The organism is Streptomyces sp. NPDC041068 (assembly GCF_040647455.1).
In the GTDB taxonomy this organism is placed as follows: Bacteria; Actinomycetota; Actinomycetes; order Streptomycetales; family Streptomycetaceae; genus Streptomyces.
In genome coordinates this window covers 1-15,263 of the sequence record NZ_JBEZCG010000025.1, presented here as the reverse complement: position 1 = coordinate 15,263, position 15,263 = coordinate 1, and the positions used below count along the sequence as shown (strand labels likewise).

The following is a 15,263-nucleotide window of genomic DNA, read 5'->3' as shown; positions in this document are numbered from 1 at the left end:
GCTAGCTCCCTCGGTAAACGGAGTAGCCGAACGGGTTGAGCAGCAGCGGTACGTGGTAGTGCTCGCCCGGCGTGACGGCGAACGTGATCGCCACCTCCGGGAAGAACGCTCCGGCCGGACCACTGTCCCGATTCGCGGGGGCGTCCTGCTGCGCCTCGGCTTGCTTGTTCTGCTGGTTCTGCTGGTTCTGCTTGGTCAGGAAGTACGCCTCGGTCTCGAAGTCGAGACGTACGTGCGTGGTCCCCTCCGGCAGGGCCGGGAGGTCCTTGCAGCGCCCGTCCGCGTCGGTCGCGCTGCCGCCGAGCGCCTTCCACTCGGCGCCGGCGCCGCTGCGGGCCGACAGCGAGATGGCGACGCCCTCGGCGGGGCGTCCGACACTGGTGTCCAGGATGTGGGTGGACACCGATGCCGTGCTTCCTGCGGGGGCGGTGCTCATGCGTCGTTTCCTTCTTCCACGAGACGGGTCAGCCGGATGCGGTTGATCTTGCCCAGTTCGGCACGGACGATCTCCCGCTCCTCCTCCGCCCCGTTCTCGATCCGGATCTTGAGCTGGCCGAGCATGAACTCGGCGGTGGCGCCGGTCGCGCAGATCAGGAAGACGTGTCCGAACTTCTCCTGGTAGGCCAGGTTCAGTTCGAGCAGTTCGGCCTTGAGCTCCTCGGAGGCCCCGGCCATGCCGCGCTGTTCGCGGGCGGAGGTCGGGTCCCCCGGCTTCGGGCGGCCGATCGGCGGGTGCCCCGCCATCGCTTCGGCGAGGTCCTCCGCGGTGAGCTCGGCCATGGCGGCGTCGCTCGCGGCGAAGAGGGCTTCGGCGGTGGCGTAGGGGCGCTGGGAGAGCAGCTTGCTCCCCCAGACCGAAGAGGCACAGGCCTCGTGGAGCGCGGTGGTGGCCGCGGCCTCCTCCAAGGCGTTGAACCGGGTCAGACCCGGTGTCGTACTCGAAGTCACGGGAGCCTCCGTGGCCTTGTGCTGGACGGGCTGCGGAACAGCTAAGACCTTCAACAACACCGCGTCAACAGTTTGTTGAAATAACTTGAACAAAGAAGCCGCCACCCGGCAATACGGGTGACGGCTCGGCTGCGCTGAGTGATTCGGGGTCGACTTCCGGGTGCGGAACTAGTCCCCCTTCGCCGCATTCTCCCTGTTCAGGTAGTTGTAAACGGTGAAACGGCTGACGCCCAACGCGCTCGCCACCGTCTCCACGCCATGCCGCACGGAGAACGCACCCCGCGCCTCCAATATCCGCACAACCTCCTGCTTCGCCTTGCGGTCCAGCTCCGAGAGCGGACACCCCCGCTTGCGCTCCAGGGCGAGCAGGATGTGGTCCAGCGAGTCGGCGAGCTGCGGCAGGCGCACGGCCACCACGTCCTCGCCCTCCCAGGCCAGGACCACGTCGTCGACCCCCGCCTGGTCCGGCGGCACCATCTCGCCGCCCATGGCGTCCACCAGCGGCTTGACCGCGGTGACGAACGGGTCGTCCCCGAAACCGGTCACTTATCCCCCTCCCCCGGCTTTCGCACTTCCCCCGGTTCGCCGATCACGTTGACCTGCAGCGAGACCCGGGTGGCCCCCGCACCCAGGGACCGGCGCAGCATCGCGTCGACCGCGGTCAGCACCGCGTCGACATCACCCTCCGCCGTATTGCCGAACGGACCTACGTCCACCGCGTCCAGCGGTGCCCCCTCAATGACCTCACGGGCCGCCAGCGCATGCGCGGGGGCCTCGTCGAGGTCGAAGGGTTCGGTCGTGAACTCCACTCTCAATCGCACGCGGCCAACCTAACGCCGCCCGTCGAAATTTCGGCAGCCCCCTCTTGACAGCTTCCGCAGATCGAAGGCAGTCTTCCACCAGACAGAAATGAACTTCCGCAATACGGAAGGAGCGCGGAAGCCCCATGGGATACTCCGACCAGCGCTTCGATGTGAACCTGTCGATCCTCTTCACCGAGCTCCCGCTCCTGGAGCGCCCCGCGGCCGCCGCGAAGGCGGGCTTCACCGCGGTCGAGCTGTGGTGGCCCTGGGTCGACGCCCCCACCCCCGAGCAGTCCGAGCTCGACGCCCTGAAGAAGGCGATCGAGGACGCTGGCGTCCAGCTCGTGGGCCTGAACTTCTACGCCGGACAGCTGCCGGGCCCCGACCGCGGCGCCCTGTCGGTCCCCGGCGAGGAGAGCGAGAAGTTCCGTGCGAACCTCTCGGTGGCGGCGGACTTCGCGCAGTCGCTCGGCTGCACGGCGCTGAACGCCCTGTACGGCAACCGCGTCGAGGGTGTGGACCCGGCGGTCCAGGACGAACTCGCCCTGGAGAACCTGGTGTTGGCGGCCCGCGAGGCCGACCGCGTCGGCGCGGTCCTGCTGATCGAGGCGCTGAACAAGCCGGAGTCGCCGCTCTGCCCGATCGTGAGCGCGCCCAAGGCGATCGAGATCGTCGACAAGGTGAACGCGGCCACGGGGCTCGGCAACGCCAAGTTCCTCATGGACCTCTACCACCTGTCCATGAACGGCGAGGACCTGCCGTCGGTCATCGAGCAGTACGCCGCCAAGACCGGCCACGTGCAGATCGCGGACAACCCCGGCCGCGGCGCCCCCGGGACGGGATCCCTCCCGCTGGAGGCCCTGCTCGACCAGCTCAAGAAGGCCGGCTACGAGGGGTGGGTCGGCCTGGAGTACAAGGCCGCCGACGCCGCCGCCTCCTTCGGCTGGCTGCCCGCCGAGGCCCGCGCCGCGCGCTGAGCGCCAACTCACCGTCGTACGAAAGCAGTTAGAGAGGCACCCTCATGAGCAACCTCCCCAAGATCGCGTGGATCGGCCTCGGCATCATGGGCTCCCCCATGTCCGAGAACCTGATCAAGGCGGGTTACTCCGTCACCGGCTTCACCTTGGAGCAGGACAAGCTGGACCGGCTCTCCGCCGCCGGCGGCACCGCGGCGAAGTCCATCGCCGAGGCCGTCGAGGACGCCGACGTCGTCGTCACGATGGTGCCCGCCTCTCCGCAGGTCGAGGCCATCGCGTACGGTGCCGACGGCATCCTGGAGAACGCCAAGTCCGGCGCGCTGATCGTCGACATGTCCTCGATCACCCCGCAGACCTCGGTGGACCTGGCCAAGGCCGCCAAGGAGAAGGGCCTGCGTGTCCTGGACGCCCCGGTGTCCGGTGGCGAGGCCGGTGCCATCGAGGCCGTGCTCTCCATCATGGTCGGCGGCGAGCAGGCCGACTTCGACGAGGCCAAGCCGCTCTTCGACGCTCTGGGCAAGACCATCGTGCTGTGCGGTCCGCACGGCTCGGGCCAGACCGTGAAGGCCGCCAACCAGCTGATCGTCGCCGTCAACATCCAGGCGTGCGCCGAGGCCGTGGTCTTCCTGGAGAAGTCCGGTGTGGACCTGCAGGCCGCGCTCGACGTCCTGAACGGTGGACTCGCGGGCTCGACCGTGCTGACCCGCAAGAAGGACAACTTCCTGAACCGGGACTTCAAGCCCGGCTTCCGGATCGACCTGCACCACAAGGACATGGGCATCGTCACCGACGCCGCCCGCAACGTCGGCGCCGCGCTGCCCGTCGGCGCCGTGGTCGCCCAGCTGGTCGCCTCGCTGCGCACCCAGGGTGACGGCGGTCTCGACCACTCGGCGCTGCTCCGTGCCGTCGAGCGGCTCTCCGGCGCCCAGCTCTGAAGGACCCTTCACCCAGGGGCCCTTCGCGCCCGGCCTCGCGCCGGGCGCACCCCAGACTTCCGGGCCGTGGCGGCGCTGACACCTGTCCTGTCGCGCCCAGGCGTCGCCGCGGCCCGGAACCGCATCATCAACTTCAACAAACTGTTGACGTAGCTGTTCAGGGGTCCTTAGTCTCCGAACACCTCAGCGAACATCTCAGCAGTCACAGCACGGAAGGTCACGATGTCGAAGCGCGTGCTTACGACCGAGTCCGGCGCCCCCGTCGCCGACAACCAGAACTCCGCCACCGCCGGCGTCGGTGGCCCGCTCCTGCTCCAGGACCAGCACCTCCTGGAGAAGCTCGCCCGCTTCAACCGTGAGCGCATCCCGGAGCGCGTGGTGCACGCCCGCGGTTCCGGCGCGTACGGCTACTTCGAGGTGACCGACGACGTCACCGGCTTCACCCACGCCGACTTCCTCAGCGAGATCGGCAAGCGCACCGAGGTCTTCCTGCGCTTCTCGACCGTGGCGGACAACCTCGGCGGCGCGGACGCGGTCCGCGACCCGCGCGGTTTCGCCCTGAAGTTCTACACCGAAGAGGGCAACTACGACCTCGTCGGCAACAACACCCCGGTCTTCTTCATCAAGGACCCGCTGAAGTTCCCCGACTTCATCCACTCCCAGAAGCGCGACCCCTTCACGGGCAAGCAGGAGCCGGACAACGTCTGGGACTTCTGGGCGCACGCCCCCGAGGCGACGCACCAGATCACCTGGCTGATGGGTGACCGCGGCATCCCCGCCTCGTACCGCCACATGAACGGCTACGGCTCGCACACCTACCAGTGGACGAACGCGCAGGGCGAGGCCTTCTTCGTCAAGTACCACTTCAAGACGAACCAGGGCATCCGCTCCCTCTCCGCCGAGCAGGGCGCCGAGCTCGCGGGCAAGGACCCCAACTCGCACCAGACGGACCTGCTGCAGGCCATCGAGCGGGGCGTCAACCCGTCCTGGACGCTGCACGTGCAGATCATGCCGGCGGCGGACGCGGCGGAGTACCGCTTCAACCCGTTCGACCTCACCAAGGTGTGGCCGCACAAGGACTACCCGCTGCAGCGCGTGGGCCGCCTGGTCCTGGACCGCAACCCCGACAACGTGTTCGCGGAGGTGGAGCAGGCAGCCTTCTCCCCGAACAACTTCGTCCCCGGCATCGGTCCGTCCCCCGACAAGATGCTCCAGGGCCGCCTGTTCGCCTACGCGGACGCGCACCGCTACCGCCTGGGCGTCAACCACACCCAGCTCGCGGTGAACGCCCCCAAGGCGACGAAGGCCGACAACTACGGCCGCGACGGCCTGATGGCGTCCAACGCGTACGGCCGGGACCGCAAGAACTACGAGCCCAACTCGTACGACGGCCCCGCCGAGACCGGCAAGGCCCTGTCCGCCCCGCTCGCCGTCAACGGCCACACGGGTACGCACGCGGCTCCCGCCCACACCAAGGACGACGACTTCTTCCAGGCGGGCGAGCTGTACCGCCTGATGTCGGAGGACGAGAAGTCGCGTCTGGTGGCGAACATCGCCGGCGGCCTGTCCCAGGTCTCCCGCGACGACGTCATCGAGAAGAACCTCGCCCACTTCCACGCCGCCGACGCCGACTACGGCAAGCGCGTCGAGGAGGCCGTCCGCGCCCTGCGCGAGGACTGAGCGAGTCGTAACTCCCAGGCTGCGCCGGTGGATTGACGGGAGGTCGACCCGCCGGTGCTGAGCCCGCACCGCTGTCACGGACCCGGATGAGGGGTGGTACGTGACGCACGCGGGCAGTCCGCCGAGGCGGACAGGCACGGGTCCGCGGCGGTTCCGCGAGCCAGTGCGGTGGTCAAAGGTACGGACGGCTCTCCTCTCGACCTGAGGGAGGAGAACCCCCGACCCATCGCGACCGCCGCGGCCCCAGCCGAAACCCTCCGCTCGCCACGGGGGTCCCACAGGCTCCGTCCGGCCGCGCGTATGCATGTTCCGCCAGTCGCGCGCCGTCGGGCGGCAACAACTTCACAGGCCTCAGGGCCGGTTGAGCCAGAGCGGCGAGTACGGAACGGTCTCCGTACTCGCCGCTCTCTTGTGCGTGGCGGCTCGCTTGTGCGTGGCGGCTCGCTTGGGTACGGAAGTCGTCCATGAACCACCACCGCCCAGGCGACCTGTACCGACGCTGGCCCACCCGTGACGTCCCGAACATCGTCATACTGCGGATCGCCGGACTGCGCATGTCCCCTTCCGGGGGCCGCCGTTGGGTCCGCCGTCAAACCCTCGTCTTCGCCCTCGCCTGCCTCGGTCCGGCCCTGCTCGCCGCGGTGGCGATCGCCACGGGCCTCACCCACAAGCGTGACGTCCTCTCGCACTTCGGCTGGACCGCGTTCTTCGTCGGCCTCGACGTCATCGCCGTCGCCGTGCACTGGTGGGTGTGCCGCCTCTTCCTCGCCGTGTCCGAGGACCTGGACGCCATACTGACTCCCCCCGGGCGAACGGCCGTTCACTCCTGGATCGACGCCAAGACGTCCCGGGGGCGGCAGGTGCGGGCCATGGTGATCGGCGGGGTACTGCTCGCGGGCGGCCTGCTCACCGCCGATACGCTCGCCGCCGACGGCGTCAGGGGCGGCGACGGCGACTCCCTCTTCGTGGCGGTCACGTCGTACGCCACGGTCACCTGGAGCGGCGTCCTGTACGGCTCCAGCGGCTACTGGCTGCTCAACGGGGGCCGCATGGCCACCGTCGTGTCCCGCCGGGGGAACGTGAAGCTGCTGTGGTCCGCGCCCGCCAGGACGCCCGGCATGGAGAAGATGTCGTCGGCGTACCGTCTGGCCTCGCTGATGGTCTCCCTGGGCACGGCCGCCGGACTCGTCCCGGTGCTCAGCTGGGCCTATTCGGGACCGCAGGACACCAGCGTCTCGGTGGTCAAGTGGTCCGTCATCGCCTCGACCCTCGTCATGGCGGCCGTGTTCTCGCTGCTGCCCCAGTTGCATCTGTCCATGGCGATCGGCGAGGCCAAGTCCGAGAGCCTGCGCAAGATCTCGGCGCTGCTCCCCGACGACGTACCGACGCATCAGGTGCCGGTCGACGAACAGACCGCCCGCAACATCGAGTTGCTCGCCATGGTCGCGAGCAGTCCGAGTTCCACGATCACGGGCCAGACGGTGGCTTCGGTGATCCTGGCCCTCATGGGCGCGACGGTGCCCGCACTGGCGCAGGTGATCTTCTAGCGCGTGGGCGACGGCGTCCGTACGCACGCCGAAGGGGCGGTCCACCCCCCTCAGGTGGACCGCCCCTGTTCGGTGCGGTGTTCAGGCCCCGCAGGCCTCGGTCAGACCTTCAGCGGACGGATCGCCGTCGGCGCGTGGCCCGGCTCCGTCGCGATCTCCTCGAACTCCTTGACCGCGCTGATGTCGGCCGTGGGGCTCATCGAGATGTTCGTGACGCGCTCCAGGATCGCCTCGACGACCACCGGGACGCGGTGCTCGGCCGCGAGCTTCTTGGCCTGTTCGAAGGCGGGCAGGAGCTCGTCGGGCTCGGTGACGCGGATCGCCTTGCAGCCGAGGCCCTCGGCGACCTTGACGTGGTCGACGCCGTAGACGCCCAGCTCCGGGGAGTTCTGGTTCTCGAACTCCAGGTTGACCTGGAAGTTGATGTCCAGGCCGATCTGCGCCTGGCGGATCAGGCCCAGGTAGGCGTTGTTCACCAGGACGTGGACGTACGGGATGCGGTGCTGCGCGCCGACCGCCAGCTCCTCGATCATGAACTGGAAGTCGTAGTCGCCGGAGAGGGCGACCACCGGGGTCTCCGGGTCGGCCTTGGAGACGCCGAGCGCGGCCGGGATGGTCCAGCCGAGCGGGCCCGCCTGGCCGCAGTTGATCCAGTGCCGCGGCTTGTAGACATGCAGCATCTGCGCGCCCGCGATCTGCGAGAGGCCGATGGTGGTGACGTAGCGCGTCTCGGGGCCGAAGGCCTTGTTCATCTCCTCGTACACGCGCTGCGGCTTCATCGGGACGTTGTCGAAGTGCGTGCGGCGCTGCAGCGTCTCCTTGCGCTTGAGGTGGGACGCGACCCACTCCGCGCGGTCCGGCAGCTTGCCCGCGGCCTTCAGCTCCTTGGCCACCTCGACGAACAGCTCGAGCGCGGCCTTGGCGTCCGACGCGATGCCGTAGTCGGGCGCGAAGATCTTGCCGAGCTGGGTCGGCTCGATGTCGACGTGCACGAACTTGCGGCCCTTGGTGTACACGTCCAGGTTGTAGCCGGTGTGACGGTTGGCCCAGCGGTTGCCGATGCCGAGGACGAAGTCCGACTCCAGGAACGTCGCGTTGCCGTAGCGGTGGCCGGTCTGCTGGCCGACCATGCCCGCGTTCAGGTCGTGGTCGTCGGGGATGGTGCCCCAGCCCATCAGGGTCGGCACGACCGGGGTGTCGGTGATCTCGGCGAACTCGACCAGGAGGTCGGACGCGTCGGCGTTGATGATGCCGCCGCCCGCGATGATCAGCGGCCGCTCGGACTCGAGCAGGAAGCCGATCGCCTTCTCGATCTGGGCGCGGGTCGCGGTCGGCTTGTAGACGGGCAGCGGCTCGTACGTCTCCGGGTCGAACTCGATCTCGGTCTGCTGGACGTCGATCGGCAGGTCGATGAGGACGGGACCCGGGCGGCCCGAGCGCATCAGGTGGAACGCCTGCTGGAAGATGCCGGGGACCTGCGCGGCCTCCAGGACCGTGACCGCCATCTTCGTGACCGGCTTGGCGATCGTCGCGATGTCGACGGCCTGGAAGTCCTCCTTGTGGAGCAGGTGCGTCGGCGCCTGGCCCGTGATGCACAGGATCGGGATCGAGTCACCGGTCGCCGAGTACAGACCCGTGATCATGTCGGTGCCCGCCGGGCCCGACGTACCGATGCAGACACCGATGTTGCCCGGGTTGGCCCGGGTGTAGCCCTCGGCCATGTGCGAGGCGCCCTCGACATGGCGGGCGAGGGTGTGGTCGATGCCACCGCCCTCCTTGAGCGCCTTGTAGAAGGGGTTGATCGCGGCGCCCGGAACTCCGAACGCGTTGACGACGCCTTCGCGCTTGAGGATCTCAACTGCCGCGCGGGCAGCGGTCATACGAGCCATGGGGTTCTCCTGCTTCGACAACGGCTTCGACAGCTTCGGCGGCCCTGCGGCCGACGAGTACGGCTGGCGGTTTCGGCTCCCGTCGCGCCCCGCGGTGAGCTTCAGTTTCCGCATTGTGGAAATTATGTTCTGCTATATGGAAGCAATGTAGAGGCGCCCCGCAGAGACCGTCAAGAGACATCCGGGATCCGGGCGAGGTGGGGGCGGTCGTCGGCCCTTTACGGCAACTTGCCGCCGCCGGGCACACCTTGGGTGGAGGATGGGAGGAGACGGCGCGAGGGGGTGACGGCACCCCGGTGAGCGAGGCGCGACGGGACGGCTCAGGGCAGGCGGTGGTGACGGTGGCGGACAGGGTTGTGCCGATTCGGTGCCCGGACTGCCGACGCGAGCATCTGTACGCTCCTCCGTCCACCCCCTGTTGCTGCGGCGCCCAGGTGGCCCCACCGGTGGCCCGGGACGCACCCCCGGTTCCGGTCACCGACCAGACCTGGACCGACCAGTGGGTCACCCTCCGCTGCTGGTCCTGCGGCCACCAGGGCCAGTGGCCCCACCCGGAGCTGGACTGCCCGTGCGGGGCGGTCTTACGGATACCGGTGGCCGGGGCACCCGAGGGGCCCCATGACAAGGGTCCCGACGCCCCGCCCGACACCCCACCCGCAGGCCCCTCCCACATCCCCCTCCCCCGCACCGCCCCGCGCCCCCGGCCCGCCTTCCGGCCCGTCACCATCCGGGACGCCCGCGACGCCGTGACCGTCGCCGCGCTCTATCTGCGGTGGCTCGGATATCTGAATACGAGGAGCGCCGCAGGACGGCCGCCCTCCGGTACGCGCATCGCCGCGCGCGGCCTGCTCGCCCAGGTGGAGCCCGCCCTGCGGCCCACCACGCTGCGCGACATCGAGTGCCTGTGGCTGACCGCCATGAACGAGGCCGGCGACACCCCCGTCACCTGCGCCTTCTTCTCCCTCTCCGGCTACACAGCCGAGGCCCGCGCCTGCGCGGACACGCTGGCCATGCCACTGTTCACCATGGACCTCACAGGCACGCCCCAGCCGGTCAACGGCGCGGCCGACGAGCTGGTCGCCACCGGGGCGTGACGCCTCGCGGATACCGCACCCCGGGGCCCCGCACAACAGATTTCGGCCCGGGCATACTCGCCCCATGCACCCGACCCCGCACCCCGCGCAGCCGACCCCGCCCCGCATCCGCCCCGCCGCCGCGTCCGAGCTCACCGCGCTCCAGGACATCGAGCGCGCCGCGGGCGAGGCCTTCCGTCCCCTCGGCATGGCCGCGATCGCGGACGACGAGCCGCCCGCGGTCGACGAACTGGACCGGTTCCGCCGGGCGGGCCGGGCCTGGGTCGCCGTGGACGCGGACGACGCGCCCATCGCGTACCTCATCGGTGAGCCCGTCGAGGATGCCGACGCCGCACACATCGAGCAGGTCACCGTGCATCCCCGCGCCGCCCGCCGCGGCGTCGGCCGCGCCCTGATCGAGCACCTCGCCGCGTTCGCCCGCGCCGATGGCAGGACCGCGCTCACCCTGACCACGTTCGCCGAGGTCCCCTGGAACGCCCCGTACTACGCCCGCATCGGCTTCCGCCCGCTGTCGGAGGACGAACTCACCCCGGAGCTGAAGAAGATCCGCGCGCATGAGGCGGAGCTCGGCCTCGACCGGTGGCCCCGCCTCTGCATGCGCCGCCCTCTCACGGCGGACGTCACACCCCTCATGACGGGCGTCACACCCCTCACGGCGGACGTCACACCCCTCACGGCGGACGTCACGCGCTGAACCGCTCCCTGAGCTCGATCTTCCGCACCTTCCCCGAGACCGTCATCGGAAAGGACTCCAGGATCCGCAGCGCGGCCGGCACCTTGTAGTGGGCCAACCGCCCCTTGCAGTAGGCCTGGAGCTCCTCCAGCGTCAGGGCGTCGCCGGGCTCCCGCAGGATCACGCAGGCGAGCGGCACCTCTCCGTACCGCTCGTGGGGGACGCCCACCACCTGGACGTCCGCGATCTTCGGGTGGCCGTACAGGAACTCCTCGATCTCCCGGGGGTAGATGTTCTCGCCACCCCTGATGATCATGTCCTTGATGCGGCCGACGATCTGGACGTACCCGTCCTCGCGCATGACCGCCAGGTCGCCCGTGTGCATCCAGCGCCCGGCGTCGATGACCTCGGAGGTGCGCTCGGGCTCGTCCCAGTAGCCGAGCATCACGCCGTAGCCGCGGGTGCGCAGCTCGCCGGAGGCGCCGCGCGGCAGCGTCACGCCGCTCACCGCGTCGACGATCTTCACCTCGACGTGCGGCAGGACCCGGCCGACCGTCCCGGTGCGGCGCTCCAGGTCGTCGTCGCGGCGCGTCTGCGTGGAGACGGGCGAGGTCTCGGTCATGCCGTAACAGATGGAGACCTCCCGCATGTTCATCTCGGCGACGACCCGCTTCATGACCTCGACCGGGCAGGGCGAGCCCGCCATGATGCCGGTGCGCAGCGAACTCAGGTCGTACGTCGCGAAGTCGGCGAGGCCCAGCTCCGCGATGAACATCGTCGGTACGCCGTACAGCGAGGTGCAGCGCTCGCGCTCGACGGCGTGCAGCGTGGCGGCGGGGTCGAAGGACGGCGCGGGGATGACGATGCACGCGCCGTGCGAGGTGGCTCCGAGGTTGCCCATCACCATGCCGAAGCAGTGGTAAAAGGGCACGGGCAGGCAGATCCTGTCCTGTTCGGTGTAACCGACCGTGCGCCCCACCCAGTAGCCGTTGTTGAGGATGTTGTGGTGGGAGAGCGTGGCACCCTTGGGGAATCCCGTGGTGCCCGAGGTGTACTGGATGTTCACCGGGTCGTCGCAGCTCAACTGCGCCTCGCGGGCGGCGAGTTCGTCGTCGGTCACGGAGGCGGCGGCGTTCAGGAGCGCGTCCCAGGAGCCGTCCTCGATGTAGTGGACGGCGCGCAGCTCGGGGCAGCGGGGCCGCACCTCGTTCACGAGGGCGCGGTAGTCGCTGCTCTTGTGGGACTGCGAGGCGACCAGCACGGAGATGCCCGCCTGGTTCAGGACGAACTCCAACTCGTGCGCGCGGTAGGCCGGGTTGATGTTCACCATGATCGCGCCGATGCGGGCGGTGGCGTACTGCACGAGCACCCACTCGGCGCAGTTGACCGCCCAGATGCCGACGCGGTCCCCCTTGGCGACGCCCGCCCCGAGGAAGCCGCGCGCCAACTGGGCCACGGCAGCGCCGAATTCGGCATACGTCCAGCGGGTGCCCGCGGCGACGTCCACCAGCGCGTCCCGCTCGGGCCAGGCCGCCACGGCGCGGTCGAGGTTCTGGCCGATGGTGTCGCCGAGCAGCGGCGTGCCACTGGTCCCGTGGGCATAGGACAGTTCACTCACCGGAAGCCTCCTCGCGGTCCTTCGCATACGCCGTGGGCGCGGCGAGCCGCACCGAGGAGATCAAGTGTGGCCTGCGGATCCTTGCCGCGTCGACCCTTGTGATCAGCCGTTGTGATCAGCCGTTGTGATCAGTCGTTGCGATCAGTCGTCACGCCGAACCCGCGTACGAGCCGACCGACCGCTATCCAACCCTTCACCCCTTTTGCGAACTATGCCGTGCGGTAAACTTCTTTACCAAGCGCTTACGCTCGCCTGAGCAGAAAGGCGCTCAACTCTGGGGAGTGGTGGGCCATTTGACCGGCCGCCACGGCAACGGGGGGTGACATGGTTCGGATGGTCCACGTCCTGAGCCTGCCCTCCAGCGGGGCGATCCACAACACCGCTCGCGACAGCGTGCCTGATATCAGCGGCATCGCCAGCCTCTCCTGACTTCCCCACTGCCCTCACGCCCGGCAGGGGCACCACCATGCCGTCGCAGGCCGTACCGCCGCGCCGCCATGCCGTCGCGCGCCCCGCCGCAGCCGCCCGAGAAGGCACTGACGCCGTCACCTACCCGGAGGACCGACGCCCGTGCACGACACGACCGCCCTGCTCATCGAACTCGGAGCCATCATCCTCGCCCTGGGCCTGCTCGGGCGCATCGCGGGACGCGTGGGCTTCTCGCCCATACCCCTCTATCTGCTCGCCGGACTCGCCTTCGGCCACGGCGGCATCGTCCCGCTGCGTGCCAGCGAGGAGTTCGTCGCCACCGGCGCCGAGATCGGCGTCATCCTGCTGCTGCTCCTGCTCGGCCTGGAGTACAGCGCCTCCGAGCTCGTCACCAACCTCAAGGCCCAATATCCCTCCGGCGCCGTCGACTTCGTCCTCAACGCCGCCCCGGGTGCCGCCGCCGCGCTGCTCCTGGGCTGGGGCCCCGTCGCCGCGGTCGCCCTCGCCGGCGTCACCTGGATCTCCTCCTCCGGCGTCATCGCCAAGGTCCTCGGCGACCTCGGCCGCCTCGGCAACCGCGAAACGCCCGTCGTCCTCGGCGTCCTGGTCATCGAGGACCTCGCCATGGCCGTCTACCTGCCCATCCTCACCGCCCTGCTCGCCGGGGTGAGCCTGGCGGGCGGCGCCCTCACGCTGGTGATCGCGCTCGGCACGGTCGGCGCCGTCCTGTTCGTGGCGCTGCGGCACGGGCGTCTGATCAGCCGGGCCGTCTCCTCCGACAGCGCCGAGATGCTCCTGCTCGTCGTGCTCGGCCTCACCCTGCTCGTCGCGGGCATCGCGCAGGAACTCCAAGTCTCCGCCGCCGTCGGCGCGTTCCTCGTCGGCATCGCCCTGTCGGGAGAGACCGCCGAGGGCGCGACCACCCTGCTCTCCCCACTGCAGGACCTCTTCGCGGCCGTCTTCTTCGTCTTCTTCGGCCTGTCCACCGACCCGGCCGCCATCCCGCCCGTCCTCGTCCCCGCCCTGCTCCTGGCCGTCGTCACGGCGCTGACCAAGGTCGCCACCGGCTGGTACGCCGCACGCCGTGCGGGGATCCACGGCGGCGGCCGCTGGCGGGCCGGGGGCACGCTGGTCGCCCGCGGCGAGTTCTCCATCGTCATCGCCGGGCTCGCGGTCGGCGTCGAACCCCGCATCGGCCCTCTGGCCACCGCGTACGTCCTGATCCTGGTCGTCGTCGGACCGCTGACCGCCCGCTTCGCCGAGCCGTTCGTCCGGCTCCTCATACGCCGCCGCGCGGCCCCGAAGCCCTCCGTTACGGCGCCCGTCCCCGTCGAGGCCGAGCGGACCGAGACCGAGCGGAACGAGACCGAACGGGACGAGACCGAGACCGAGCGGACCGAAACCGTCACCGTGGACGCCTGAGCGCCTGCGCCTCCCTCCCCGAAAACCTGAGCGCCCGCGCCCTACCTCCCAGAAAAGGGGTACGTGATCGTGCACGACGCACCCGCCACGTTCGTCGACGGCTACCCGCAGATCCTCGCCGAAGCCTCCGCGACCGGCCGCCGTCTCAGCCGCGAGGAGCTGCTCTCCCGCCGCACGCTCGGAGCCCAGGCCGCCGCCAAGGGCCACGGGTGGCGCGTCCTGGTCAGGGAACACATCACCGCCACCCGGTCCTGCTGGCCCCGCGCGGCCGCGCCCGACAGCGTCCTCACCGTCTTCGAGCAGGCCATGGACGCCTTCGCGGACGGCTACGAACGGGCCCAGCGTCTCGTCGTACGCCAAGAGGAGGCCGCCCGGCGGGAGTTCATCGACGACCTCCTGCACGGGGGCGGCGACCCGGGCCACCTCTCGGCGCGCGCGGAGCGCTTCGGGCTGCGACTCTCCCGCGCCCACGCCGTCGCCGTGGCGGAGGGCCCCGCCAAGTTCGACGAGACCGACCCGATCCCCTACCGGGTGGAAGCCGCCCTGTTCGGCCGCTTCGAGAACCGGCGCATCCTGTTCACCACCAAGGACGGGCGGATGGTGTGCATCGCCCCGGGCGACCAGGACGACGTCCTCGTCCACTTCGCCAAGCAGGCCCACGCGGCGACCGACGGCGGGCAGGTCGCCATCGGCCGCCCCCGCACCGGCGCCGTCGGCATCGGCCACAGCTACGAAGAGGCCCTCAACACCCTCGACGTCGGCCGACGCATGGGCTTCGACGACCCGGTGCTGCGCGCCGCCGACCTGCTGGTCTTCCCCGTCCTCGCCCGCGACCGGCAGGCCCTGGTCGACCTCGTGCGCGGCACGCTCAGCCCGCTGGAGCAGGCACGCGGAGGCGCGCAGCCGCTCATCGACACGCTCGCCACGTACTTCGACTCCGGCTGCGTGGCATCGGAGACCGCACGCCGACTCGCCCTGAGCGTGCGCGCCCTGACGTACCGTCTGGAACGCGTCCACACCCTGACCGGCACGGACCCCACCGATCCGGCGCACCGCTACACCTTGCAGACCGCGGTGATCGGGGCGCGGCTGCTCGACTGGCCCGGCAGGCCTTTGTGACGGCCCGTGGTCCCGCGCTCAGAACTGCCGGTTCGGCCAGTCCAGCAGGCGGGCGCCGATCACCGCGGTCTGGAGCGTGTAACGGTGCACGGGATCGGCCGGGTTGGCGCCCGTGAGCTTGTGGATGCG

14 protein-coding genes and 1 pseudogene are annotated in these 15,263 nt (G+C 70.0%); 8 read left to right on the top strand and 7 right to left on the bottom strand.

Annotated features, from left to right (window positions below; genetic code table 11):
- Position 1: 1 nt before the first annotated feature.
- From uraH to AB0B50_RS39730, 4 genes are all read right to left on the bottom strand, one after another.
- Positions 2-436: a hydroxyisourate hydrolase gene (gene uraH, locus AB0B50_RS39745; protein ID WP_362341297.1), complete on the bottom strand. Its 435-nt coding sequence runs from the start codon at positions 434-436 to the stop codon at positions 2-4.
- Positions 433-948: a 2-oxo-4-hydroxy-4-carboxy-5-ureidoimidazoline decarboxylase gene (gene uraD / locus AB0B50_RS39740; RefSeq protein ID WP_362341294.1), complete on the bottom strand. Its 516-nt coding sequence runs from the start codon at positions 946-948 to the stop codon at positions 433-435. Before uraD ends, uraH begins: the two co-directional genes overlap by 4 nt.
- A 168-nt stretch (positions 949-1,116) precedes the next feature.
- Entirely contained in the window at positions 1,117-1,494 is a 378-nt protein-coding gene (locus tag AB0B50_RS39735) for a helix-turn-helix domain-containing protein (RefSeq protein ID WP_362341291.1), read from the bottom strand.
- Positions 1,491-1,769 carry a hypothetical protein gene (locus tag AB0B50_RS39730; RefSeq protein ID WP_362341288.1) on the bottom strand — a complete coding sequence of 93 codons (279 nt, stop codon included), beginning with the start codon at positions 1,767-1,769 and terminating at the stop codon, positions 1,491-1,493. Before AB0B50_RS39730 ends, AB0B50_RS39735 begins: the two co-directional genes overlap by 4 nt.
- A gap of 125 nt (positions 1,770-1,894) precedes the next feature.
- On the opposite strand from AB0B50_RS39730, the gene AB0B50_RS39725 reads away from it, so the two are divergent.
- The 4 genes from AB0B50_RS39725 (at position 1,895) to AB0B50_RS39710 (ending at position 6,890) form a co-directional block, all read left to right on the top strand.
- Complete coding sequence (locus tag AB0B50_RS39725; protein ID WP_362341285.1) at positions 1,895-2,728, top strand: TIM barrel protein; 834 nt, start codon at positions 1,895-1,897, stop codon at positions 2,726-2,728.
- Between the two features lie 44 nt (positions 2,729-2,772).
- Positions 2,773-3,663, top strand: coding sequence for a 2-hydroxy-3-oxopropionate reductase (locus AB0B50_RS39720; RefSeq protein WP_362341282.1), 891 nt, complete (start codon positions 2,773-2,775; stop codon positions 3,661-3,663).
- Positions 3,664-3,885: 222 nt separating this feature from the next.
- Positions 3,886-5,343, top strand: a complete 1,458-nt coding sequence (locus tag AB0B50_RS39715) for a catalase (protein WP_362341280.1) — start codon at positions 3,886-3,888, stop codon at positions 5,341-5,343.
- A 464-nt stretch (positions 5,344-5,807) separates the two neighbouring features.
- On the top strand, positions 5,808-6,890 hold the full coding sequence (locus AB0B50_RS39710; protein WP_362341277.1) for a hypothetical protein: 1,083 nt from the start codon (positions 5,808-5,810) through the stop codon (positions 6,888-6,890).
- Positions 6,891-6,991: 101 nt separating this feature from the next.
- Here the strand turns inward: AB0B50_RS39710 and gcl are convergent, their stop codons facing one another.
- Positions 6,992-8,779: a glyoxylate carboligase gene (gcl, locus tag AB0B50_RS39705; RefSeq protein WP_362341578.1), complete on the bottom strand. Its 1,788-nt coding sequence runs from the start codon at positions 8,777-8,779 to the stop codon at positions 6,992-6,994.
- A gap of 446 nt (positions 8,780-9,225) precedes the next feature.
- Between gcl and AB0B50_RS39700 the strand changes: the two genes are divergently transcribed.
- Together AB0B50_RS39700 and AB0B50_RS39695 are read left to right on the top strand one after the other, a co-directional pair.
- Positions 9,226-9,873 carry a hypothetical protein gene (locus AB0B50_RS39700; protein WP_362341274.1) on the top strand — a complete coding sequence of 216 codons (648 nt, stop codon included), beginning with the start codon at positions 9,226-9,228 and terminating at the stop codon, positions 9,871-9,873.
- 64 nt (positions 9,874-9,937) lie between these two features.
- Positions 9,938-10,567, top strand: a complete 630-nt coding sequence (locus AB0B50_RS39695) for a GNAT family N-acetyltransferase (protein WP_362341272.1) — start codon at positions 9,938-9,940, stop codon at positions 10,565-10,567.
- Here AB0B50_RS39695 and AB0B50_RS39690 read toward each other — a convergent pair.
- A complete protein-coding gene (locus AB0B50_RS39690) occupies positions 10,557-12,164 on the bottom strand; it encodes an AMP-binding protein (protein WP_362341269.1) in 1,608 nt (535 codons plus the stop codon). The two genes, AB0B50_RS39695 and AB0B50_RS39690, sit on opposite strands and share 11 nt — an antisense overlap.
- A gap of 570 nt (positions 12,165-12,734) precedes the next feature.
- Here AB0B50_RS39690 and AB0B50_RS39685 point away from each other — a divergent pair.
- Together AB0B50_RS39685 and AB0B50_RS39680 are read left to right on the top strand one after the other, a co-directional pair.
- The gene (locus tag AB0B50_RS39685; RefSeq protein ID WP_362341266.1) at positions 12,735-14,015 is read left to right on the top strand and encodes a cation:proton antiporter; all 1,281 of its coding nucleotides are present in this window, start codon (positions 12,735-12,737) and stop codon (positions 14,013-14,015) included.
- Between the two features lie 63 nt (positions 14,016-14,078).
- Complete coding sequence (locus AB0B50_RS39680) at positions 14,079-15,134, top strand: helix-turn-helix domain-containing protein (RefSeq protein WP_362341263.1); 1,056 nt, start codon at positions 14,079-14,081, stop codon at positions 15,132-15,134.
- An 18-nt stretch (positions 15,135-15,152) separates the two neighbouring features.
- On the opposite strand, the pseudogene AB0B50_RS39675 reads toward AB0B50_RS39680, so the two are convergent.
- Positions 15,153-15,263, bottom strand: a pseudogene (locus tag AB0B50_RS39675) (PucR family transcriptional regulator); the annotation flags it as partial.